Origin of the sequence: Arthrobacter sp. WCS2018Hpa-7 (assembly GCF_031843805.1) — a bacterium.
GTDB lineage: Bacteria > Actinomycetota > Actinomycetes > Actinomycetales > Micrococcaceae > Arthrobacter.
In genome coordinates this window covers 89,486-112,822 of sequence record NZ_JAVTJB010000009.1, presented here as the reverse complement: position 1 = coordinate 112,822, position 23,337 = coordinate 89,486, and the positions used below count along the sequence as shown (strand labels likewise).

Genomic DNA, 23,337 nt, shown 5'->3' with positions numbered 1-23,337 from the left:
ATTGGACTAGCCGAATCGAGCCCCACATGACTACAGAGAGCCTTGCTCGCGGCCCTGCGCCCCAGCGGCTGATCGTCGTCGGAAGCGGCATCGCAGGACTGTACTCAGCCCTGCTTGCCGCAGAAGCCGGGGCGGAAGTGGTGTTGCTGACCAAGGGTGCCCTTGCCGACAGCAACACTTACTACGCCCAAGGTGGCATCTCGGCCGTCCTGGACGAGCCTGCTCCCGGAGACACTGTTGCGGCCCACATTGCCGACACCCTCACAGCCGGTGCAGGGCACTGCAACGAAGAAGCGGTGCGGGTGTTGTGCACGGAGGCGCGGCTGGACATCGCCGGGCTGGGGCGGTTCGGTGTCGAGTTCGACCTTGACGACGACGGCGACCCCGCCTTGGGTCTTGAAGCCGCCCACTCCGCCCCGCGGATTCTGCATGCCGGCGGCGACGCCACCGGCGCCGGGGTGGCGGCCGGGCTGATCCGCACCGTCCTGGACTTTCAGGCGGCCGGCAAAATCCAGGTCATCGGGCACGCCCACGTCACATCGCTCTCGCTGGGCGGACTGCAGGGCGGCCGTGTGGTGGGAGCCAATTTCCTCCACGACGGACGCCACCTCGGAGTCCACGGCGACTCCGTACTGCTGGCCACCGGGGGCGCCGGACAGCTCTTCGCCCAAACCACCAACCCCTCCGTCGCCACAGCGGATGGCCTGGCGCTCGCCTGGCGCGTCGGTGCGGCCGTTGCCGACCTTGAGTTCTTCCAGTTCCACCCCACCTGCATGGTGCTTCCAGCCGAAGCGCGGGAGGTGGAAGGCAATAACGACCCCCTGCTGATCTCCGAGGCCGTCCGTGGGGAAGGTGCCATCCTCGTGGACGCCCGGGGGCACCGCTTCATGCCCGGCTACCACCCGGACGCCGAACTCGCACCCCGGGACGTCGTCTCCCGCAGCATCGCCCTGCACCTGGCAAAACTCGGCGATCCCAACGGCCATGTGTTCCTCGACGCCACCGTGATCGAAGGGCAGAAGGGCAGCGGTTTCCTGGCAAAGCGCTTCCCCACCCTCAGCGAGAGGACCCGCCAAGCAGGCGTCGACTGGACCCGGGAACTGGTCCCCGTGGCGCCCGCGGCCCACTATTGGATGGGTGGGGTGGTGACCGACCTTCACGGACGCACCTCTGTTCCTGGTTTGCTCGCCGCCGGTGAAGTCGCTTGTACCGGTGTGCAAGGGGCCAACCGCCTGGCAAGTAACTCCCTGCTTGAGGGACTGGTGTTCGGGCGGCGGGCTGTTGACGCATTTCTCTCTGGTGACCGCGACGCCGCAGGCCCCTTGGCGCCGCCGGAATCAATGGAATCGGTGGGCGGTCTTCCGCTCGCCCACCTTGTCTCCTCCAGCGGGTTTTCGCGTCAGGCACTTCGCCGCCTCATGACAGCCAAGGCCGGCGTGTTGCGCGATGGTCAGCTGTTGGCTGAGGCCGCAGAAGTTCTTGGGTCTTGGGAGGGTGAGGTTCTTCCCTTGAATGTTCCTGATTCCCTTGATGTCCGGGAGCATGAGGACTCCAACCTTCTGTTGGCTGCGCAGCTGTTGGTGCATGCGGCCCGGGAACGGCGGGAGTCCTTGGGGGCGCATTACCGCAGCGACAGCGTGAGGGAACCAGCCGCCGTCGACGATTTTGACAAGCGTTACACCATGAGCCGGAAAGTGAGCCTCGTCCATGACTAACCTGACCCTCCCCGCAGCCCCTGTCCGGGAGATCCTGGAACGGGCATTCGCGGAGGACGCGCCCAGCGGGGACATCACCTCCCAGTTGCTGATCCCGGCCGACGCCCGGGCAACTGCCGTGCTGAACGCGCGGGTCCCCGGCGTGTTCAGCGGCGGCACCGTGTTCCGCGACGCCATGAAGCTTGCGGACCCGGACACCGAGGTGGAATTGCTGCTCGCCGATGGTGAAGCGTTCGACGCCGGCACGCACCTTGCGCGGGTCAGCGGCAGCGCCCGCTCCGTGCTGCTCGCCGAACGCGTTGGGCTCAACCTGGTGCAGAGGATGAGTGCCATTGCCACGAAGACCGCCGAATTCGTCCGGCTCGTGGAAGGTACCCGCGCCAAGATTACGGACACCCGCAAGACCACGCCGGGCTTGCGGGTGCTGGAACGCTACGCTGTGCGCTGCGGTGGGGGAGCGAACCACCGCTACAGCCTGTCCGATGCCGTCCTGGCCAAGGACAACCACCTGGCCGTCATGACCGGCGGCGACTCCACCAAGCTGACCGGGTTGCTGGTTGCCGCTAAAGCCCAGCTGGGCCACACCACGCACTTCGAAGTTGAAGTGGACCGCGCAGAGCAGATCGAACCCGTGCTGGCGGCCGGCGTGGACACCATCATGCTGGACAACTTCTCCATCGAGGAACTCCGGGCCGGGGTCAAACAGGTGGACGGCAGGGCCATGGTGGAAGCCAGTGGCAACGTCAACGTCACCACCGTCACCGAGATTGCCGCTGCCGGGGTGGACGTGATCTCCATTGGGGGCCTGACCCACAGCGTGAGCGCACTCGATCTCGGCCTCGACGTTGTTTTAGAGACAGCCTGACGCTCCCATGATCTTCCTCGACGCCGCAGCCACCACCCCCGTACGCCGCGAGGCCCTCGAGGCCATGTGGCCGCATTTGAGCGGTGAGTTCGGCAATCCCTCCAGCCATCACACGCTGGGTGAAGCGGCAGCAGCAGCGCTGGCCGGGGCGCGTGCCGGCGTCGCGAAGATCCTCAATTGCCGCGCGGGTGAGGTGACTTTCACCTCCGGAGGCACCGAGGCGGACAACCTGGCCGTCAAAGGCATCGCACTGGCCCGGCGGTCGGCTGATCCCACGCTGAACAGGGTGGTCATCAGCGCGATTGAACATCCCGCCGTGGAGGAATCGGCGAGGTACTTGGAGCGGGTGCACGGGTTCATCGTGGACGTGCTGCCAGTGGACGGTGAGGGCCTGGTCTCTGTTGAGGAACTGAGCGCCCTGTTGCGCCCGGAAACTGCGTTGGTCAGCATCATGTACGCGAACAATGAGATCGGAACGGTCCAGCCAATATCAGCCTTGGCGGCAGTGGCGCGGGAACGCGGTGTCCCCTTCCACACCGATGCAGTCCAGGCTGCAGGGTGGTTGCCCCTTGACGTCAAAGTGCTCGGGGTGGATGCACTGAGCATGTCCGGACACAAACTTGGTGCCCCCAAAGGATCCGGTGTGCTCTTCACCAAAGGGCGGCTCCGGGTGGAGCCCTTGGTTCACGGCGGGGGCCAGGAACGGGGTAAGCGCTCGGGAACTGAGAATGTGGCAGGCGCCGTGGCGTTGTCCACTGCATTGTCGTTGGCCAGCGCAGAGCAACCGGAACAGGCCGCTCGAGTCTCGGGCTTGAGGGATCAGTTCATCGAAAGGATCCTGGCCGGTGTCGCAGGCGCAGTGGTCACTGGGCACCGGCTGCAGCGCCTGCCGTCGGTGGCGTCCTTCTGTTTCCCGGGCACCAGTGGCGAGTCAGTGTTGCTGGAGCTTGAGCGGCTTGGCGTGGTCTGTTCCAGTGGCTCGGCCTGCGCTGCGGGATCCGATGCTCCGTCACCCGTTTTGCTGGCCCTGGGCATCGTGCCTGAAACAGCCCAGACGGCCGTACGCTTCAGCTTCCCCTCAACTGTCACCGACACCGAACTGGAACAGGCCGCCGACGCCGTGGAAACCGCCGTCGGACGCGTCCGGAACCTGGCGTCCCCGCAAGCGGAATAGCTGCACTGGGGGCCGGTTTGCGGCGGCACGGCTGGTTACACGTGCCGTGCGCGCCGGAAAATCCAGTGCCTCAGCAGGGTAAACCGGACCGCTGTGGCCACGAAGCCGGACAACGTAGTAGTCCACAATTCTTCGGTGACTGTGGCTTCCGGCCGGATGAGGTGCAGGATGCCCAGGCTGCCGCCCGTGATGACCAAGGCAATGGCGATCACTATGACGCCACTGAGGTGGTCGCGGGTGCGCTTTTTCTTTCCCGTGATCTTGAACGTGAGCCGGCGGTTCAGCGCAGTGTTCATCAGGGACGTCACAATCAGTGCCACAGCGTTCGCCAGCTGCGGGTCGATCCAAGGACGCAGCAACGCGTAAAGAGCCAGCGAGCTTGCCGTGCACACCACTCCGACTCCGGTGAAGCGGGCCAACTGCCGAACGACGGGGTATTTGAGGACTCCGCGGTGCCGTGTGCGGGGTGGTTTCTGTGGGGGAGACGGGCGTAGCTCAGTGGCGTCCGCAGCTGTCTCCATGGCTTAAGCCTGACACATCAAGCGGGTTGGTCCTCCCAGGATGCGCTGGTGACGGGATTCCGGAGCTCACCGATTCCTTCAACACGGCACACCACGGTGTCACCGGGTTGAATGCGGGCGCATTCTGCGGGGAACCCAGTCAAGACCAGATCGCCGGGCTGGAGGGTCATGAACGAGCTCAGGTAGACCAGGATCTCGTCCACCTTCCAGCCCAGGTCACCAGAACTCGCAGTCTTGAGTTCATTGCCGTTGTGCACGATCCCAATCTCCAGGTTCGAGTCGTCAAGATCCGTGACCATCCAAGGACCCGCCGGAGTAAACGTGTCCTGGCTCTTGGCGCTGATCCAGAGTTCGTCGGTCTTTTGCAGGTCCCTTGCCGATACGTCGTTGCCGATGGTGTAGCCGAGAATCGCTGACCGGGCCGTTTCCAGCGTCAACCCGCGCGCAGGGCGCCCGATGACGACCGTCAATTCCGCTTCCGGGTCAACATAGCCCACTGTGGAGTCCAGCTGGATGGCCTCACCCGGGCCGATCACGCTCGACGCCGCCTTGTGGAAAGCCTGGGGCGGCAGGTCACGGCCAGGCTGCCCGGTGTTATGTGCCATGCCAAAGACGTTCACAGGTACCGAAGGCGCAAGGAAAGTAAAACCATCCTGGCTCACCTCAGCGCCCAGCTCCCATCCTTCTCTGGCAGGGCTGTTGGCATTTGCCCTCGATGCCGGGAAAGGGGATTCCACCACGGTCCACCGGGTGCCGTCCACGGAGTTGAAGTCCGGGGCGTCGTTGGCCACAAAGAAGTGCTCGTCAGGAGAATGGCGGGCCAAAGTCTGGCCGGCGACGGTGGGAGCCGGGGTGGGCCGGACTCGGGCGATGCGGCGGGGGGCAGGCATAGTCATGATGACATCCTACGTCCTCCGTGGATGGTGCCCTGCGTTGTGGGGCCCGCTTTACGTCCCGTGGCAGCATCCAAGGGCGCAGAGCAGGCCCCGCAACGCGTCAGGTGAGCGGGGCCGATCCGAAAGCAACACTGAAGCGATCGCACCACAGCACCACTGACGTCAGTCCTGCGACGTCAGTGCCGGCCGGGACAACGTAATTTTGGTTGCCGTGGGTTGCCTTGATGGCGCCCAGGTCCACATAGCGTCCTGAGCGGTATTTGAACCAGTCGCCGCCGGCCTCCTGGCTGCTGAGCCAAACCTTGACGTCAGGTCCGTCACTGCTTGCCAAATTCTCGAGGCGGAGCAGGTGGCTGCCATCGGGGAGCATCAACAGCTGCGCCGTGCCGGTGGTTTCATGTTCCTGGGATTGGAAAGTACCGCCGCCCACCACTGCCGGGTAGCTGGGTGGCGTCTGGCTGGGCACGGCTTGGCTGTGCGGCGCGCCCGCCGTTCCGCCATCCGACGGTTGTCCCGTGGAAACCCCCAACGCGGGCAGTGCTTCATTGACGATGCTGCTGGTGAACAGCCGCCACGGTTGGAAGAGCGCAGCCCCCACCACCACCGCTGACAGGATCAGTACTCCGACTACTGCAGCCAGGGTCCTGTGGTCCCGGATGAAACTCCGCAATCGGTTCATAGCTCAAGGCTAGGCTTCACGTCACCGGATCAGGGGCCCCATTGCTTACAGTACGGTGACGCGCAGTAAGGTGACGCACCGATGTCTGCGCCGTGGCCCGGAAGAACCTGGGCGGGAAACCCAGCCACCGGGCTTAGAATCCGACTCATGCGGCTGGCGACCATCGGACTGGTTCTCCTCGTGGCAGGCGGTGTCACCGTGGCCACGGGCGTCCTGCCATGGCAGGAAGTGGCGGTCCTGGTGGACCGGGTGGCACCCATCCTGGGGTTCGTCGTCGCAATGACAGTGGTGACGGAACTCGTCAGCGAGGCCGGCACCTTCCAATGGATCGCGCGGAGGCTGCGTCGTTGGGGTCGGGGCAGCGGTGTCCTCATCTGGCTGCTTTTGGCGCTGTTCGCCGTCCTGAGCACAGTTTTCCTGTCGCTGGATACGACGGCGGTGCTTTTGACCCCCGTGGTGGTCACGGTGGCCCGCCAAGCGGGTCTCCCGGTTCTACCCTTCGCCCTGACCACGGTGTGGCTGGCGAACACGGCAAGTCTCCTGCTCCCGATTTCCAACCTGACCAACCTGTTGGCGCAGCACAATCTCGGCAGCATCAGTCCGGCGCAGTTTGCCCAGCTGATGTGGGCGCCGTCGCTGGCGGCAATTCTGGTTCCCCTGGCCTTCATTGCCATTGTGTTCCGGCGCGACCTTCGCAAGAGCTATGCCCTCGATTCTGCACGGCCAGCCCGGGTACCACCGGCGACTCCCGTCACGGACACACCCCTGCTGGTGGTCAGTGCCGCAGTCCTGGTGATGCTTTTGCCCGCATTGGTCTCCGGTGTTGCCATCTGGATTCCGGCCACAGCCGCAGCCGTGATCCTGGCCGGCATGTTTGCCTTCCGACGACCCAAAGTCCTCACCGTGACACTGATTCCGTGGTCGCTGTTGCTGTTCACCTTTGGCCTCTTCCTGGTGGTGGAGGCAGCCCAATACCTCGGCGCCTCCGTCCTGCTTGGACAGGTGGCAGGCCAAGGAAGCGGGTTCGTCGAACTGCTCAGGCTGGCCATGACTGGTGCCATGGGCTCCAACGTGGTCAACAACCTGCCGGCCTACCTTGTGGCTGAGCCCCTGGCGGGAAGTCCGGAGCGGATGGCCGCGCTGCTGGTGGGTGTGAACGCAGGTCCCTTGATCACACCATGGGCTTCGCTGGCTACCCTGCTGTGGTATGAACGACTGGTGCGGATGAATGTGCTGATCTCATGGAGGGGCTACGCGGTGTACGGCCTGATCGTGGCACCGCTGACCATACTGGCGGCCATCGCGGCGCTCGCAGCTGTTGGCCCGGGAGGACTGTTTGGTTAGCCCAGGTACAGTTCGCCCACGGGAACTTCCGTGGCCAGCCGGTTGTCCGGCCCAGCCAAGGGGCACGCCCAGGCTTCGTTGTAGGCGCAGGAGGGGTTGTAGGCAAAATTGAAATCGAGGACGAACTCCTGTTCCCCGGATGAATTTCTTGTCCCGTGGAATGAGCCCTTGACCGTGTCCAGAAGGTAGCGTCCCGCCCCGTAGCTTCCGCCGTCCTTTCCAGCGGTTGCGTCGCGGAACGGGACAAAGATCCCGCCCCCGTAGCTCCTGAGCCGCCACACCGCCAACGAGCCCAGGCCGGGCAGCTCGAAAGTACCGATGCGGGCGAACGGCACCACGCCATCGGTGCCCGTCTCAACGTTCATTTCCTGCCCGGAGCCGTTCGGAGACAACACCGCGTGTCTGCGGAAGGCGGGGTCGTAGCCGGCGGTGCGGAGTCCTGAGAATGAGGCCTTCATCTCCGCAGTCAGCGCGGATGCCGGATGGGTGGCGAACATCAGGTCCCGCTCCTGGCGCCAGAAAACGTGGGCGTCGAACGGGTTGGTGGCTGCAAGTTGACGCACTTTGTCGTACAGGGCGAACGTCCGTAAGCGCCAGTCAGCTATATCAGCCGCTGACATGGTGGGGATGTCGTCCTCGAAATAGTCCTGCTGATCGGGAGCCATACCCTCAGCCTAGTCCTGTGCGTGTCGCAGCATCGCCGCCGATAGGCTGTGGTCATGAAGGGCATCATGAACCTGAAGTATGTTCCGGTGAGGCTCGCTGCCTTGGTGCTCGCAGGAACGGTGCTCGCCGCGGCATCCGCCTGTTCCGCTGAAAACAAGGGACCCCAGGTCACCTCTACTGCGACGTCGAAGCCCAACAGTTCGGAGTCGGGTACAGGTGCGCCAACAGAAAGTTCGACGCCGAAACCCGGTTCAGTGGGCACCTCACCCTCCGCAACGCCTGGTTCCGGAGGGACGGAAGCCCCGTCCGATCCGGCCGGGGCCAGCCCCAGTCCCAGCGGGGCAGCAACAGCGCTGTCATGGAAGACCTATTCGGATTCGGCCAAGACTGTCAGCTTCGATCTGCCCAGGGAGTGGATAGCCCAGTCGGTAACTCCGGAGGCGGGCTCTTTGGCAGGGGCAGTGAAGGTGGAAGTCAAGGACGGTGGGGGCAGCTATGTCGCTACCCTTCAGACAGGCCTGCCTCCATCCGCTCCGGTCGAATGCCCGGCCGGACAGGGGCGGCCCTATGTGGTGATCAGCAGCGTCCCCTTGGAGGTCCCCCATTCGGATGGCCCGGACACCATTGATCCGCGCGTCGTTTTCCGGGTGATCCAGGGCTACAAGTTCTTCGGTTCCTATGGCATCACCAACATGGTGGCCGGGGCTGACGGGCAGTCGTGCGAACTCCGGAACCGGGTGTTGGGACCGACGGGAAAGGGCGACTATTCCTTTGGGGACGTCCCCGCCCTGCACGCCTTTGCCGCCGATGAGAAGGTGGCACCGGCCAAATCCTTTGACACCCTGGACCTGGCCGCAAAGTACGCTGTCCACGGTTCTGAATTCGCCAATGTCCAGCGGATGCTACTGTCTCTGAAGGTCAATCAATAGTCCCGCGATTGGCTGCTTCACACATACGGCGCCGTTGGGGGCTGCCCGCCGCAACATATCCCGGAGATCAATGGAACGCAACGTTGCTGCCACGCTCGTTTTCAAGACCGCAGCCAACACCAAAGTAGCCATGGCAATAGCCGTGGCCCGGAATACCGGCTACGACTCAGTGACGGAGGCCCTGTCCATCACCTCTGCGGGTGACGAGCTTCCCTTTGCCGAACTCAGCGACCACCACGGTGGCCGCTTCCACTACCTTGAGTTCACGGAGCCCAGTGAAGTGACCGTCGAGTACCGGGCCACGGTTCACGGCTTTGGCATCCCTGAAACGTCCACTCCCATGGAATTGGTCCGCTACGTCCGGCCCAGCAGGTATGCGGAGTCTGACAGGCTGCTGCCTACCTCCTATGCCGAGTTCGGCTCGTTGCAAGGAGCTGAACTGCTCCAGGCGGTCCGCACCTGGGTCAACGGGGAACTCCGCTACATCAGCGGATCGTCACGGGGAACGGATGGTGCCGTGGACACGTTGCTGCACCGCAAGGGAGTGTGCCGCGATTTCGCCCACCTGGCCATCGCGTTGTTGAGGGCCAAGGACGTACCTGCCCGGCTCGCTGCTGTGTATGCCCCCGGGTTGAGTCCCATGGATTTCCATGCCGTGGCCGAAGCGTACGTTGACGGCGCTTGGTACATCATCGACCCCACAGGCCTGGCACCCCGTGAATCCATGCTGAGGATTACGGCCGGCCGGGATTCCTCGGATACGGCATTTCTCTCCACAGTGGGTGGCAGCCTGACACTGAAGACCCTCAAAGTCAGTGCCTCGGTCAACGGCGAGCTCCCGGTAGAGGATCTCCGGGAGCCCGTCAGCCTTCGTTAGTGTCCCGCCACGGAAGCACGGAGTTTTTCCGTCAGGCGAAGGAGTTCGCGCTGTTCCTCGGAGGTGAGGGCCGGTCCCACCAAGTGGGCGATGTCCCGCACGTGTTCCCGCCCGATCGTTTTTTGAAGCTCGCTGCCTGCTTCGGTGAGTGAGAGCAGCACTCCGCGGCCGTCGTCGGGGGCTGCCGTCCGCTCCACCAAACCGCGCTTCTCAAGACGGTCCACCAAGCGGCTCAGGCTCGACTGGCTCAGCAGCACTTTGTCGTTGATTTCATTGAGCCTGAGCTGCCCGGATGGGCACTTGGACAGCGTAAAAAGAACGTCGTATTCCTTGACGGGAAGGGTCTTGAACGCTGGCCCTGACTGAAGCTTCCGCATCACCGCCACCTGGGAGCGGAACAACGACTCCCAGGTTTCGGCGGCGAGGCGAACGGCGGAGGACGCAGCGCCCGTTGGACCGGACATCAGGCGTCCTGCCCCGCGGCACCGGCAGTTGCGGATTCGCTGACTTTCTCCTCCAACGCTGCGGCAACGCGGGATGCGTGCGTCGGAGCATCCGGCACGTGTGCCGGCTTCATGGCAGCGTATTCCTTGCGCAGGACCGGAAGGACTTCCTCGCCGAAGAGGTCCAACTGCTCCAGGACAGTCTTCAGGGGAAGGCCGGCGTGGTCGATCAGGAACAGCTGGCGCTGGTAGTCTCCGAAGGCCTCGCGGAAGGTCAGGGTCTTTTCAATGACTTCCTGGGGGCTTCCTACGGTCAAGGGCGTCTGGGAAGTGAAATCCTCCAGCGACGGTCCGTGGCCGTAGACCGGGGCATTGTCAAAGTACGGGCGGAATTCCTTGACAGCGTCCTGGGAGTTCTTCCTCATGAAGAATTGCCCGCCGAGGCCCACGATCGCCTGGTCTGCCTTGCCGTGTCCGTAGTGCTCGTACCGCTCGCGGTAGAGGCCGATCAACTGCTGGTAGTGCTCCTTGGGCCAGAAGATGTTGTTGGCAAAGAAGCCATCGCCAAAGTACGCAGCAACTTCTGCGATCTGCGGCGTACGGATGGAACCGTGCCACACGAAGGGAGCGACGCCGTCCAGTGGTCGCGGGGTGGAGGTGAAGTTCTGCAGCGGCGTGCGGAACTTGCCGGACCAATTGACGGTGTCCTCATCCCACAGCTTGCGGAGCAGGCTGTAGTTTTCGATCGCGAGTTCCACGCCGTCCTGGATGTTCTTGCCGAACCAAGGGTAGACCGGCGCCGTATTGCCGCGGCCGAGGACCAGGTCCACGCGTCCATCGGAGAGGTGCTGAAGCATCGCGAAGTCTTCGGCAATCTTCACAGGATCGTTGGTGGTGATGAGCGTGGTGGCAGTGGAGAGCGTGATGCGCTCGGTCTGCGCGGCGATGTAAGCCAGGGTGGTGGTGGGGGAGGAGGAGAAGAACGGCCGGTTGTGGTGCTCGCCCAGGGCGTAGACATCCATGCCGATTTCTTCGACCTTTTTGGCGATGGCAACGGACGCCTTGATGCGTTCGTTTTCCGTGGGCGTGCGGCCCGTGGTGGGGTCAGTGGTGATGTCGCTGACGCTGAATACGCCGATCTGCATGATGTGCCTTTCTCCCTGCCCGTGGTCCCGGGCTCTTTCAACAGTGTACCTCAAACTAGATGCATTTGCATGTATCGATACCTGTAACAGGGCAGGGCCGGGAAATGTTCCCGGCCCTGCCCTATTGGGTGAGTCTGTTGGAGGCGGTTGCTATTCGCCGGGATGATGGGCTGCGCGGCGGCCCTTAACTCTGGGAATCATGCCTGTGGTCCAATCCTGGAACTCGTCCGACGAGCCGTTGGCTGGGCCGTTGGCCGGGTTGTTGGCCGGACCGCTTTCCGCGCTGCCGGACGGGCCGTTTCCGGTCGGCGTCGGCTTGTCCTGCAGGGCTTTCAGCAGGTCTTTCTTTTCCCTGCGTCCCTCCACGAGCTTGTAAAGGACCGGGACCAGCACCAGCGTCAAAGCCGTGGAGGAGACCAGCCCGCCGATCACCACAATAGCCAGGGGCTGCGAAATGAACCCGCCGCCGCCTGTGAGTCCCAATGCCATGGGCGTCAGGGCGAACACTGTAGCCAATGCAGTCATCAGGATGGGGCGGAGGCGCTGGCGCGCACCGTGTGTGATGGCGTCTGCCACGTTCATGCCCGGGCTGCCGTCATGGGGCTTGCGGTATTGGTTGATGAGGTCGATCAGGACAATGGCGTTGGTCACCACGATCCCCACCAACATCAGCATGCCGATCAGCGAAGGCAAGCCCAGCGGAACACCGGTCACCAACAGCAAGCCGACCGCGCCCGTGGCGGCGAAAGGAACTGACACCAGCAGGATCAGCGGTTGGATGAGTGACTTGAACGCGGCCACCATGATCACGTAGACAATCGCGATGGCTGCCAACAATGCCAGGCCCAACTGCCGGAAGGACTCGGCCTGCTGGGTTGTGGCGCCTCCGATGGTGGCAGTGACTCCGGCTGGAAGTTCCACTGAGGCCAGGCGCTCCTGGACCGCGGTGCTCACGCTGCCCAGGTTGGAACCCGACGGCGTCACAGTTACCCGCGCCGTGCGTTGTCCGTTGCTGCTGGTGATGGAAACGGGAGTATCAACCTGCTCGACGGCGGCAATGGACTCCAACGCCACCCCACCACGTGCTGTGGGGAGCTGAAGTGCCCGGACTGAAGCGATGCTGGTGAAGCGTGTGCCCTCACCGATCTGCACCGGGTAGTCGTTGGTATCGATCCGGATGGTGCCGGCAGGGATGGGGCTGACAGTGGAGGCCAGGAAAGCCCCTACCTGCTCCTCCGTCAAGCCGGCCGCAACGGCTTTGGCGCGGTCAACCCGGACCTGGACCACTGATTGCTTGGACGCGAGGTTGGTAGCCACCTCGGAACTGCCCGGCACTCCGTCCATGGCCTTGACCATGGCATCGCTGGCAGTTTGGAGGTCGGCGGAGTTAGCCGCCCGGATGGTGATGTCCACCGTGGAGGATGTACCGAAACCGCCTTGCTGGGACCCTACGGTGACCTTCCCCGCGGCACTTTCGAGTTTGGATCGGACCTCATCCTGGAGCTTGGTCTGGTTCACTTTCTCGTCGGTGACTATGGTGAACGTCGAATTGGAGGAGCCGGTGGATGTCAGGGCAGCGAAGCCTGTCTGTGCATTTCCGGAGGTGACCTGCACGTCCTTGATGCCGTTGATGCCCTTCAGGGCATCTTCTATTTTTGCTGCCTCATCGCTGGTGGCCTGCAGGCTGGTCCCGGCGGGCAGGACCTGGCGAACAGTCATGCTGTTTTCCCCCGAGCGGCCCAGCAAGTCGGTGGCCAGAAGCGGTGAAACGGCAACGGTCGCCACGAGCACCAGGGCCGCCGCGGACAACGTGATGACCGGGTGCTTTTGTGTCTTAGCGAGGATCGGAAGGTAGCCGCGCTGGAGCCTGCTCTTTTGCTCGGCTTCCCGGGCCTTCTTCGCCGCCTCCTGGGTGGAAGCCACCGCTTCAGCGCCCTTTGCCGGGGACGCGAGGAACCAGTAGGCCAGCACAGGAACGATCGTGAGCGAAACCAACAATGACGACAACAATGCGATGGTCACTGTGAGTGCGAAGGGCCGGAACAGCTCTCCAGCGAGGTCGCCCACAAAGGCGATGGGCAGGAAGACGGCCACGGTGGTCAGCGTGGAGGCCGTGATGGCTCCGGCGACTTCACGGATGGAGGTCAGGATGGCGGTGAGCTTGTGTTCGCCGTAGCTGAGGTGTCGCTTGATGTTCTCGATCACCACGATGGAGTCATCCACCACACGCCCGATCGCAATGGTCAGCGCGCCCAGAGTGAGGATGTTCAGTGAATAGCCTGTGGCGGAGATGCCAATGAAGGTGATCAGAAGGGACAGCGGTATGGAAACAGCGGTCACCAACGTGGACCGCACGGACATCAGGAACACCAGGATGACGGCCACTGCGAAGCCCAGTCCAAGCAGGCCTTCGGTGGTCAGGTCCTTGATGGACTTCTCGATGAACGGGGCCTGATCGAAGACCGGGGTGAAGGTGGCGTTGTTGCCGAGTTCATCCTGCATGGATCCGATCGCGTCGCGCACGGCATGCGAGATCGCCACAGTATCGCCCTCGGGCTTTTTGGTGACGGACAGCGCCAGCGTCGGTTTGCCATTGGTGCGCGTGATGGAGGTAGCGGCATCGTCCTCGACGCTGACGTCGGCCACTGCACCGATGGTGGCAGCATTCTTCGCGCCCGTCAGGGGAAGTCCCTTAATGATGTCCAAGGAATCCACGGGACTGCCGAGCTGGAGGGACAACGTCTTGCCTTGGTCCTCGATGGTGCCCACGGGGACCAAAGTTCCGTTGTTCTTCAATGCATTGCTGATGGCCTGGATGGACGCGCCGCTGCTGGCCAGGTCTGCCGGACGGGGCTGGATCAGGATGTGCTGGTTGGCCCCGCCCGTGACATCGGCGCCGCGGACGCCGTCGATTTTCTGGAGCCGGGGAACGCTCAGCCGCAAGAGGTCGGCATTGAGTTCGCTGAGGGGTTTGTCCGAGGACACGGCCAAGTAGACGATGGGGAAATCGCTGATGTTGCCGGCAATGGATTGGGGCTCGACGTCGGCGGGCAGCACCCGCTTGGCGTTCGAGATGGCCCGGTCGATCTGGTTCCGTGCCCGGTCAAGGTTTGACCCGTACGTGAACACCATGGTGATCTGCGATACACCGTTGCGGGAGGTCGACGTGGTGGACTCGAGCCCCTCGACACTATTAAGTGCCGTTTCCAGCGGCTGGCTTAATTGCTTGTCCACGACCTCGGGGGAGGCGCCCGGCATGGAGGTCACCACAGTGATCTGCGGGAACTCGATGGAGGGAATGAGTTCCTGCTTCAGGGATCCCATGGTGATCACGCCGAACACCGCCGCAAAGACGGTGATCAGCGCGATCAGAGCCCGGTTTCCCAGAGAAAGCTTGGCCAGGCGGAACATTGCATTGACTCCCAGGGTCTACGTAACGATTCGTCTGACGGGAACCGGCCGCAGCCCCGGGTATGGCCTAGCTTTGGACGGCGTTGGCCACATCAAGCTGCAGGGACCGGGCGGTGCTTTCTTCCAGTTCGGCAGCGAGCTCAGGGTTCTCATTGAGCTTGACGCCGTAGCCCGGCATCATATCCTTGAGCCTGGACTGCCAGCCCTTGAAGTTCTTGGGGAAGGACTTCTGCAGCAATTCGATCATGATCGGTACAGCGGTCGAAGCGCCCGGCGAGGCACCCAGCAGTGCGCCTACTGAACCATCGCGGGAGGCAATGACCTCGGTGCCGAACTGCAGTACGCCACCCTTCTGAGGGTGCTTCTTGATGATTTGTACACGTTGGCCAGCGGTGATCAGTTCCCAATTGCCGCCGGCGGCCTCAGGGTAGTACTCCCGCAGGGCCTCAACCTTGGCCTCGTGCCGCTTGGCAACCTCTTTGATGAGGTACGCGGTGAGGTCCATGTTGTCCTTGGCCACAGCCAACATGGGAATGATGTTTCCGGGTCGGATGGACAGCGGAAGGTCCAAGTAGCTGGAGGTCTTCAGGAAGTTGGTGGAGAATCCGGCGTACGGGCCGAACAGGAGGGAACGCTTGCCGTCCACGTAGCGGGTATCCAAGTGCGGGACGGACATGGGCGGCGCGCCCACGGATGCCTGGCCGTAAACCTTGGCGCTGTGCTGGGACGTGATGGCGTCGTCGGTGCAGCGGAAGAACTGGCCGGAAACGGGGAAACCGCCATAGCCCTTGCTCTCAGGGATGCCGGAGGCCTGAAGCAGGTGAAGGGCACCGCCGCCGGCTCCCACGAAGACAAACTTCGCGTGGATGCGGCCGTGCTCGCCGGACTTGGGGTGCTTGATGGACAGGTCCCATCCGCCACCGGCTGCGCGGCTGATGTTGGTGACGTCGTGGCCGTAGTTGACCTCGGCACCGCTGTCCTGCAGGTAGGTTGTGAGCTCACGCGTCAGGGCGCCAAAGTCGACGTCGGTGCCTTCAGCTGCGCGGGTAGCGGCAACGCGCTGCTTGCGCTCCCGTCCCTTGACGATCAGGGGGGCCCACTTGGCGATCTGGTCCTGGTCCTCGGTGTATTCCATGCTGCGGAACAGGGTATTGGGCTTGAGTGCCTCGTACCGGGTTTTGAGGAAGTTCGCATGGTCGTCGCCAATGACGAAGCTCATGTGCGGAACTGTGTTGATGAAGCCCTTGGGAGACCCAATAACCTTGGTGTCCACCAGGTGGGACCAGAACTGACGTGAGAGCTGGAACTGCTCGTTGATGTGGAGGGCCTTGGAAGGGTCCACGGAGCCGTCTTTGGCTGCGGGGGAGTAGTTAAGCTCACACAGCGCGGCATGTCCGGTGCCGGCGTTGTTCCACGGTCCGGAGCTCTCAAGCCCCGCTTCGTCGAGTCGTTCGAACAGGGAGATGGTCCAGGTGGGTTCGAGTTGCTTGATGAATGCACCGAGGGTGGCACTCATGATTCCGCCGCCAATAAGGACGACGTCGGCATGTTGAGTCTTGGAAATGAAGGTCACGATCAATCTCCGTTAGCGGCGGCACTGGCTGTCACAGAATATCCCCGCGCAGACCCAATACTGAAATTGCGGGCGATCGTCAAGGCTTTAAGCGGACGTTCGTGAAAACTTCGTTGAGGACCGGTGAAGCCGGGTAGCTTTCCACCTTGTTGGACAACGCCAAGGCGGAGATGGGGAAGGCGATCGGCACCGCCGGCACCGAGGCCGCGATCTCTGCGTTGATCGCCTGGTATTGGGCGTTGCGGTCGTCTCCGTCGGGCATGGCGCGTGCCCGCTCGATCTTGTGGAAGACTTCCGAGTCCGCATAGCCGAACTCTGCCCGGGTTTCGCCGAACAGCGGTCCCAGGAAGTTATCGGCGTCGGCGTAGGAGCCGTTCCAGCCCAGAAGGTGCAGTCCGCGATCTCCCGCAGACTGGACCCGTTGCAGGTAGCCACCCTCCCAGTCCACGGGCACTGGCTTGATGTTGAAGCCCACGGCAACCAGCTGGCGGCTGATTTCGGCGTAGATCTTCTCGGGAGTGGGCATATAGGCGCGGGTGGCGTTCAGAGGGTAGTAGAACTTGATTTCCTCACCCTTGTAGCCCGCCTTTTCCAACAATGCCTTGGCCTTCTCAGGGTTGTACCCGAGCGACGGGGCATTGTTGTTGAAGCCACTGAGCTTGGGCGGCACGAACTGTGAGGCCTGTGCCGTGTTGTCGATGAAGAACCGCCGGATCAGCGTTTCCTTGTCGACTGCCATTTCGATCGCTTGGCGGACTTCGAGTTTCTCCAAGGGCGCCACGGCCTGGTTGATCCCGAGGTACATGACGGAGAACGGGTCACGCTGGATAATCTGGACGCCCTTCTTGACCAGTTGGTCAAAAGTTCCGGGGGTCACGAGGTCGTAAGCGTCGATCTTGCCGTCCAGGAGGGCCTGCTGCCGCGTTTCAGCGCGATCGTAGGGGATGAAGTTGATGGTGGCTATCTGGCCCCGGTTGCCCCAGTAGCCCTTGTACGTGGCGAGCGTGAGTTTATTCTCATCCCAGCCGCTGATTTCATACGGGCCCGTCCCCACGGGGTGGCTGGCATAGGCGGATACGGCCTGGCCGTTCAAGGTCTGGTCCAGCACATTCGCTTTTTGCGCCTCAAGGGCGGCGGGCGAGGATATGGCGAAGGCGGGGAGGGTCAGCGCTTGCAGGAAACCGGTGAAGGGCCGCGTCAGGTTGATCTGGACGTCGTTGGCCGAGACCACTTTGCAGTCTTTGAAGATGGAGAACACCGGTTCGTCGGAATAGGCCTTGAACACCCCCTGGAACGAAATCCCCGGGGCTTGCTTCCGGAGTTCGGAAGGGAAGGTGAACCAGCGGTTGAAGTTTGCGCAGACAGCGGCAGCGTCCAGTGGAGTGCCATCGTGGAAGGTTACCTCGGAGCGGAGCGTGAAATCGTAGCTGAGCCCGTTGTTGCTGTCTTTCCACTCCGTGGCCAGCAGGGGAGTGGTCTCCCCTGTGGCGCCATCCACGCCAACAAGGCCTTCGAGGACCTGGCGGGTGACGCGGTAGGACTCGGAATCCGCGGTCATGGCGGGATCGAGTCCCAGCGGCATGGAGGCTGTGCCGAAGTTGAAGGTGGCTGTGGGCTCTACCGGCGCGGTACTGCTGGAGGACGACGTCGGTGCCGGGCCCGGTGTTCCTGTACACGCTGCCAGCCCCAAAACCGCTACGGCAGCTCCGAACTGTACGGTCAGGCGCCGCATTTTGCTGCTTGCCACTCTTGTCCCCTCAAGCCGGTTGGAAGTGCTGTGGCCGGCTTCGGCCAGACCGCATTCCAGTCTAGTTGAACGTCCTGAGTGCACTTCCCAGCACATTTTCAGGAATCCATCCCCGCTGCTTGAGGAAAAAACACCCCCGTGCTGCCAGGATCTGCAACCGGGGGTGTTCCGTGTGGCCTATGGCCACTGTGTGTTTCGTGCTGTGCGCAAGGGGGGACTTGAACCCCCACGCCCGAAGGCACAGGAACCTAAATCCTGCGTGTCTGCCAATTTCACCACTCGCGCTGGCTGATGGCCGGTGCCTCTGGGAGGCTGCCCGCTATCGGCCTCCAGTGTACCCGCTAGTTGTCCAGCTTGAGGTCCCGGCGAAGCTTGGCAACATGCCCGGTTGCGCGGACGTTGTATTGCGCCAAGGACACTTTCCCCTCGGGGTCCACCACAATGGTGGACCGGATCAGTCCCATGTAGGTCTTCCCGTAGTTCTTCTTCTCGCCCCAGGCCGCGTAAGCGTCAGCCACTGCATGGTCCTGGTCCGAGAGCAAGGGGAACGTCAGCTGTTCTTCGGCGGCAAACTTTGCCAGTGCCTTTACGGGATCAGGGGAGATGCCAACAACGTCATAGCCTGCAGCCTGGAGCGACGCCAGGGTGTCGCGGAAGTCACATGCTTCCTTGGTGCACCCCGGGGTCGAAGCTGCTGGGTAGAAATACACGATGGTTGTGCGCCCTTTGAAGTCCGACAAGCTGACGCTTTTGCCGGTTTCGTCGGGAAGAGTGAAGTCCGGGGCAACGTCGCCCGGGATAAGTCGTTCTGCCACAATATGCTCCTAGCTGGGGATCGCGATTTCCCAGTTTAGTGGGCAGAAGCCGCGCTGGCTCCCCGACCGCGCATATACTGTCGGCATGCCAGATATGGAGAGATGGCCCACCACCCGATTGCTTTCGACAGCTGCGCGCCTGGTGGAAATCTCGTGGAACGAAAAATTGAAGTCCATCGGCCTTACCCATGCCGGGGTCATTGCCATGCAAGTGCTTGCCGCCAAAGGTGCAATTACGCAGGCGGCATTGGCCGAAGTTGCACGGGTCAAGGCCCAGACAATGGGTACTACTCTTGCGCGGTTGGAGCTGCACGGGCACATCGCGCGCCAGCGCAGCGACTCTGACCGCAGGAGCCATGTGGTGACCCTGACAGATGCCGGCAGTGCAGCTCTCGCAGAAGCAGTGAAGCTTGAGCAGGACGTCTTGTCGCCCGTTGCCGTTGATACCGCACGGCTGCGCGAGGAACTCAGGATTGTCGTCCGGGGGCTGGCTGGTTTGCCGGCTCCTGAGTCGGAACCCCGGGACGGAGCCACTGACGTCGCGCAAAGCTGACCCACGCCGGGCCAGGCAAACACGCCAGGACAAGCCAACGTGTTCCGTCCCGGAAAGCCAAGGAACGGCAACACAAAAAGGCTCCGGATCGTTTTCACGATCCGGAGCCTTTGTTATTGGTGCACCCCCCGGGACTCGAACCCGGAACCCATTGATTAAGAGTCAATTGCTCTGCCAGTTGAGCTAGAGGTGCATCTGTCGTTTCGGACTGTCCGGGGAATTCGTATTCCTCGTTGAGCTCCGCAACGACAAATAACTCTACACCAGATTTTGCAGGTTCAAAACCAGCAAGTCCCCATAGTGATGCATGCCATGAATAGGTGATTCCAAAGCCCTGCGGAAATGAAAAAAGGCCTTGGAGTGAAATTCACTCCAAGGCCTTCCTTGGTGCACCCCCCGGGACTCGAACCCGGAACCCATTGATTAAGAGTCAATTGCTCTGCCAGTTGAGCTAGAGGTGCAGCTGTTGAATTCGACCAAACCGGAAGCTTTTCTTTCCCGGGCGATCTCCGCAACGACATGTAACTCTACACGAGATCCACCCAACTGCGAAATCGGCCCATCCCAGATCGCTGGCCCTAGGACGCGACCCTCAGAATCAGCGCAAAGTCGGGGTTCCTGTTGTTGCTGACCACCCATAAAGCGCCGTCCGGGGCGCTGGCTACGTCCCTCAGTCGCCCATACTGTCCTGTGAAATAGGCCACAGGTTCTCCGGCTGACTCGCCATCGAGCGGTACTGCCCACAGCCGTTGACCGCGAAGGGCACCTGTGTAAGCCACACGGCCGACGATCTCCAGGCCGCTCGGAGACGCTTCGGATGTTGAAGGCCACACGACCTTTGCATCGATCAGGCCGCTCCTGGCCGGTGCGCCGGTGACTGTGGGCCACCCGTAGTTTCCTCCCGGCGTGATCAGGTTCAACTCATCATCCACGTCCGGGCCGAACTCGCTGGCCCACAACCTTCCCTCGCTGTCCCATGCCAAACCCTGCACGTTGCGGTGCCCGTAGCTGAAGACGGGATTGTCGCCGAAGGGATTTCCGGGTGCGGGCTGTCCCTCGGGGGTGAGGCGCAGGATCTTGCCACCCAAGGCGTTGGTATCCTGCGGCTGGTCCCGGCGTTGCGAGTCTCCCGTGCCCACATAAAGGAAGCCGTCGGGGCCAAAGCGGATTCGCCCACCGTTGTGGGTTGAGGCCTTGGAAATTCCCGAGAAAATTACGTCGGGTTCGCCGAGCGACAACGTCCTCCCGGTATCCTCGCCGAGCTTCATCCTGGCAATACGGTTGTCGCTGGCGGACGTGAAATAGGCATAGAGCCAGCGGTCGTTCTGAAAGGTCGGAGATACTGCGAGGCCCAGGAGGCCGCCTTCGCCTCCAGGGACGACGCCGGCAACCTCACCGACAGTGGTGGACCGGCCATCACTGATGGCTTTGACCTGGGCGGAGTCGCGCTCAGATACCACTGCGGTTCCATCCGGCAGGAACACCACCGACCACGGCAGCTGCAACCCGACGTCGAGCTTTTCAGTGATCTCGGGAGCCTGTCGGGCGCCGGCTGTCTCCTGACCGTCTGGCCCTTGACCGCCTGGCCCCTGGCTGCTGCCGGGGCTGGCAAGTGTGGGAGCCGTGGTGGTGGTGTTCGGCGTTGCCGCGCTCCCCGGTGATGATGGGCTGCCTGTGCAGCCCGACATCACCAGGATTGTCGCGAACGCGGAGGCAAGCATCAGCCGCCTTCGCCGTTCGGGTGAATGCGTGCCCATGCCAGTGTCCGTTACCGAGGTCCGTAGTTACCGGTCAAGTGGTTGCCTGCCCAAGTGGTGGGTCAGTGCCTGTTGCGCCTGGGTGGCCTGAACCCGGCGGCTTCTGCATGCGCGGCCGATTCGAACCACACGTCAGCGGCAACGTCGGCATAGTCCGCAGTGTCTTCGTCGTGGTAAGTCATGGCCGTCGCGTTGGCTTTCACGGGGTAGGCGTCTCCCGCAGTGCTGGAGGAGCCGGTTCCGTAAGGGTGCTCGGCGGCAAGGTGCCCGGAGGTTGTGGGATCCTCCGCCGCAGCAGACTCGGCGCCTGGAAGGGTGGGGGAGTGCGCGTCTGTGTATTCGTGGTGGTGGACAGGCGCACCGGAGGAGTCGGTCCACGACGATTCCCACTCGGCTTTGTCTGCAGCGTGATCTTTGCCTGCGGGCTCCGAATCACCGGCATCCCAGTCGTCAACGTCGCCGGCATCAGCCGAGTGCACCGTGTCGGCCGAGTGCACGGCGTCAGTCGATTGCACTGTGTCGGCCGATTGCAGTGTGGCGTCGATGTCTACTGCCGGCTGGGCAACCACGGGTTCTTCAACCACCGGTTCCTCCACCACTGGAGCAGCAACAACGGGTTCTTCCACTGTGAGGCCGGGGGTGGGAGACGGTACGGCGGCCTCCTGGTCCTTGCGGGCTTTGAGCTCAGCCGGTTCATCAGCGATGGACTCGTCCACTGATTCCGGGGCTGGTTGAAGTGTTGGTTCCCTGGCTGGATCCCGAGGGGATTCCTCGCCGGTGGGGCCACTGCCTTCGGCGGCTGCCTTGCCCAGGTTGGTGACGCCGGCCAGGCCGGCAACGCCCGCTGTTGCTGCGGCCGCATCCGGCAGGGAAGCGGTGTTGGCTGGCTCCATTGCGGCGGGAGCGGGGGTTGAGGAGGAATTTCGTGATTTGTTGCGGTTCATTAGCCACCAAACAATGGCAATGACCAACACAATGACAATGACCCAAATTATCCAGTCCATGTGGATGCCCTTCTGCTCACTGGGGTGCAGTTCGTGGTGTTCCTGACGTTACGTGCCTGCTAATGGGCTGTCCAGCCTTTGACCTGCTGTTCCGCGGAATTTGATCAGTTTGCTGAGGAAAATTGGGGTGCTGCAAAATCATGGGGAAATGAATTCCGCCGGGTCGCCTAGTCTGGCTGAATGGATGTGAAAAGGCTGCAGATTCTGCGCGAGTTGGCAGACCGTCAAAGCGTGGGTGCCACTGCTGAAGCGATGAATGTCACGGCATCGGCGGTGTCGCAGCAACTGAAGACGCTCCAGGCGGAAATAGGCGTTGTCCTGGTGGAAAAAGTCGGCCGGGGTGTGCAGTTGACTGAAGCGGGATATGCCATGGCGGCCGCGGCTGCCGACATCGCCACGGCCATGGCGCGGGCTGAGTCCACCATCGACACCTACAGGAAAGGATGGCAGACCCGTGTGTCTGCGGCTTTCTTCCCCAGCGCGGCAGAAATGCTGCTGCCCGGAGTGCTGCATCGGGTGTCCTCGGTGGAAGGGCTGACTTTCGACGCACATTTCGAGGATCCGGGAACCGCGCACTTCGCGCCATTGGTGGCCGACTACGACGTTGTCCTGGCCCACAGCGTGGATGGCCCGGAAGTATTTGCCAAGCAGGGATTGACAGTGGTTCCGCTGCTCGAAGAGGCCCTCGACGTCGCCGTGCCCGCGGGACACCCGCTGGCAGCCAAGGCGAGGTTGAGTCCCAGCGATGTTGTTGACTACCCCTGGATCGGTGTGCCGGAGGGGTTTCCCTTTGACACTGTCCTTCGCCAAATTGAGCTCCATGCGGGCCGTCAGGCCAAGCGCGGACAGCGGTATCCGGACCTGCGGGTGCTGGAAGCACTGGTAGGTGCGGGCCATGGGATCTGCCTCCTCCCGCGGTACACCGCCCGGGCCAGTGCCAGGCGGGGCCTGGTGCTTCGGCCACTTACGGGGGTGAAGGCCAGCAGGAGCATAGTGGCACTTTCCCGGCAGGAGGTTGCCGTCCGGGGAACCATCGGGATCGTCCTTGACATGCTCAGGAGCGAGGCTGCGGCAATCGCCAGGGAACTTCAGGACTCCCCTCAGGACAGGGGCACCATGGAACCGCAGGATTGACCTGTCCGGGAACCTCGATTCCTGCGCAATATTTGGTCGATCCGGCTTAACCCGGCATGGAACAGCGGCGGCGGCAGCGAGGTACCCAT

Annotated in this window: 20 protein-coding genes and 3 tRNA genes; 8 read left to right on the top strand and 15 right to left on the bottom strand. The window is 62.7% G+C overall.

Going from position 1 to position 23,337, the window contains the following annotated elements; translation table 11 throughout:
* The first annotated feature begins 26 nt into the window (after positions 1–26).
* The 3 genes from nadB to RQH14_RS12040 are packed head-to-tail and all read left to right on the top strand — an operon-like array spanning position 27 to position 3,754.
* Positions 27–1,715, top strand: a complete 1,689-nt coding sequence (gene nadB / locus RQH14_RS12050) for an L-aspartate oxidase (protein ID WP_311213460.1) — start codon at positions 27–29, stop codon at positions 1,713–1,715.
* Positions 1,708–2,580, top strand: a complete 873-nt coding sequence (gene nadC / locus RQH14_RS12045; protein ID WP_311213459.1) for a carboxylating nicotinate-nucleotide diphosphorylase — start codon at positions 1,708–1,710, stop codon at positions 2,578–2,580. The genes nadB and nadC overlap by 8 nt, the downstream gene beginning before the upstream one ends.
* A gap of 7 nt (positions 2,581–2,587) precedes the next feature.
* Positions 2,588–3,754 (top strand): cysteine desulfurase family protein, encoded by a 1,167-nt coding sequence (locus RQH14_RS12040; protein ID WP_311213458.1) that lies wholly within the window; start codon positions 2,588–2,590, stop codon positions 3,752–3,754.
* 35 nt (positions 3,755–3,789) lie between these two features.
* Here the strand turns inward: RQH14_RS12040 and RQH14_RS12035 are convergent, their stop codons facing one another.
* From RQH14_RS12035 to RQH14_RS12025, 3 genes are all read right to left on the bottom strand, one after another.
* Positions 3,790–4,275 (bottom strand): GtrA family protein, encoded by a 486-nt coding sequence (locus RQH14_RS12035; RefSeq protein ID WP_311213457.1) that lies wholly within the window; start codon positions 4,273–4,275, stop codon positions 3,790–3,792.
* Between the two features lie 17 nt (positions 4,276–4,292).
* Positions 4,293–5,171 (bottom strand): fumarylacetoacetate hydrolase family protein, encoded by an 879-nt coding sequence (locus RQH14_RS12030; protein ID WP_311213456.1) that lies wholly within the window; start codon positions 5,169–5,171, stop codon positions 4,293–4,295.
* A 100-nt stretch (positions 5,172–5,271) separates the two neighbouring features.
* Positions 5,272–5,850: a DM13 domain-containing protein gene (locus RQH14_RS12025; protein ID WP_311213455.1), complete on the bottom strand. Its 579-nt coding sequence runs from the start codon at positions 5,848–5,850 to the stop codon at positions 5,272–5,274.
* A 147-nt stretch (positions 5,851–5,997) separates the two neighbouring features.
* Between RQH14_RS12025 and RQH14_RS12020 the strand changes: the two genes are divergently transcribed.
* A complete protein-coding gene (locus RQH14_RS12020; protein WP_311213454.1) occupies positions 5,998–7,194 on the top strand; it encodes an SLC13 family permease in 1,197 nt (398 codons plus the stop codon).
* On the opposite strand, the gene RQH14_RS12015 is transcribed toward RQH14_RS12020, so the two are convergent.
* Complete coding sequence (locus tag RQH14_RS12015) at positions 7,191–7,859, bottom strand: DUF1684 domain-containing protein (protein WP_311213453.1); 669 nt, start codon at positions 7,857–7,859, stop codon at positions 7,191–7,193. The genes RQH14_RS12020 and RQH14_RS12015 overlap by 4 nt on opposite strands.
* A 54-nt stretch (positions 7,860–7,913) precedes the next feature.
* Here RQH14_RS12015 and RQH14_RS12010 point away from each other — a divergent pair, with 54 nt between their 5' ends.
* Positions 7,914–8,789: a hypothetical protein gene (locus RQH14_RS12010; protein WP_311213452.1), complete on the top strand. Its 876-nt coding sequence runs from the start codon at positions 7,914–7,916 to the stop codon at positions 8,787–8,789.
* 70 nt (positions 8,790–8,859) lie between these two features.
* Positions 8,860–9,666 (top strand): transglutaminase family protein, encoded by an 807-nt coding sequence (locus RQH14_RS12005; RefSeq protein WP_311213451.1) that lies wholly within the window; start codon positions 8,860–8,862, stop codon positions 9,664–9,666.
* Here the strand turns inward: RQH14_RS12005 and RQH14_RS12000 are convergent.
* The 7 genes from RQH14_RS12000 to bcp all read right to left on the bottom strand — a co-directional run bounded on the left by RQH14_RS12000 (position 9,663) and on the right by bcp (position 18,800).
* Complete coding sequence (locus RQH14_RS12000; RefSeq protein ID WP_311213450.1) at positions 9,663–10,130, bottom strand: MarR family winged helix-turn-helix transcriptional regulator; 468 nt, start codon at positions 10,128–10,130, stop codon at positions 9,663–9,665. The genes RQH14_RS12005 and RQH14_RS12000 overlap by 4 nt on opposite strands.
* Positions 10,130–11,254, bottom strand: coding sequence for an LLM class flavin-dependent oxidoreductase (locus RQH14_RS11995; RefSeq protein ID WP_089595478.1), 1,125 nt, complete (start codon positions 11,252–11,254; stop codon positions 10,130–10,132). The genes RQH14_RS12000 and RQH14_RS11995 overlap by 1 nt, the downstream gene beginning before the upstream one ends.
* Before the next feature lie 150 nt (positions 11,255–11,404).
* On the bottom strand, positions 11,405–14,665 hold the full coding sequence (locus RQH14_RS11990) for an efflux RND transporter permease subunit (protein WP_311213449.1): 3,261 nt from the start codon (positions 14,663–14,665) through the stop codon (positions 11,405–11,407).
* A 67-nt stretch (positions 14,666–14,732) separates the two neighbouring features.
* On the bottom strand, positions 14,733–16,238 hold the full coding sequence (locus RQH14_RS11985) for a malate:quinone oxidoreductase (protein ID WP_311213448.1): 1,506 nt from the start codon (positions 16,236–16,238) through the stop codon (positions 14,733–14,735).
* Positions 16,239–16,317: 79 nt separating this feature from the next.
* Positions 16,318–17,985: an ABC transporter substrate-binding protein gene (locus RQH14_RS11980; protein WP_311213447.1), complete on the bottom strand. Its 1,668-nt coding sequence runs from the start codon at positions 17,983–17,985 to the stop codon at positions 16,318–16,320.
* A gap of 203 nt (positions 17,986–18,188) precedes the next feature.
* Positions 18,189–18,270 (bottom strand) — tRNA-Leu (locus RQH14_RS11975).
* 56 nt (positions 18,271–18,326) lie between these two features.
* Entirely contained in the window at positions 18,327–18,800 is a 474-nt protein-coding gene (bcp, locus tag RQH14_RS11970; RefSeq protein ID WP_311213446.1) for a thioredoxin-dependent thiol peroxidase, read from the bottom strand.
* An 85-nt stretch (positions 18,801–18,885) separates the two neighbouring features.
* On the opposite strand from bcp, the gene RQH14_RS11965 reads away from it, so the two are divergent.
* Positions 18,886–19,353: a MarR family transcriptional regulator gene (locus tag RQH14_RS11965; RefSeq protein WP_311213445.1), complete on the top strand. Its 468-nt coding sequence runs from the start codon at positions 18,886–18,888 to the stop codon at positions 19,351–19,353.
* 117 nt (positions 19,354–19,470) lie between these two features.
* Here the strand turns inward: RQH14_RS11965 and RQH14_RS11960 are convergent.
* The 4 genes from RQH14_RS11960 to RQH14_RS11945 all read right to left on the bottom strand — a co-directional run bounded on the left by RQH14_RS11960 (position 19,471) and on the right by RQH14_RS11945 (position 22,114).
* A tRNA-Lys gene (locus RQH14_RS11960) sits at positions 19,471–19,546 on the bottom strand.
* A 192-nt stretch (positions 19,547–19,738) separates the two neighbouring features.
* Positions 19,739–19,814 (bottom strand) — tRNA-Lys (locus tag RQH14_RS11955).
* Between the two features lie 117 nt (positions 19,815–19,931).
* A complete protein-coding gene (locus tag RQH14_RS11950) occupies positions 19,932–21,110 on the bottom strand; it encodes a PQQ-dependent sugar dehydrogenase (protein WP_311213444.1) in 1,179 nt (392 codons plus the stop codon).
* A 62-nt stretch (positions 21,111–21,172) separates the two neighbouring features.
* Positions 21,173–22,114, bottom strand: coding sequence for a hypothetical protein (locus RQH14_RS11945; protein ID WP_311213443.1), 942 nt, complete (start codon positions 22,112–22,114; stop codon positions 21,173–21,175).
* A 180-nt stretch (positions 22,115–22,294) separates the two neighbouring features.
* Between RQH14_RS11945 and RQH14_RS11940 the strand changes: the two genes are divergently transcribed.
* Positions 22,295–23,248, top strand: a complete 954-nt coding sequence (locus tag RQH14_RS11940; RefSeq protein WP_311213442.1) for a LysR family transcriptional regulator — start codon at positions 22,295–22,297, stop codon at positions 23,246–23,248.
* Positions 23,249–23,337 lie beyond the last annotated feature (89 nt).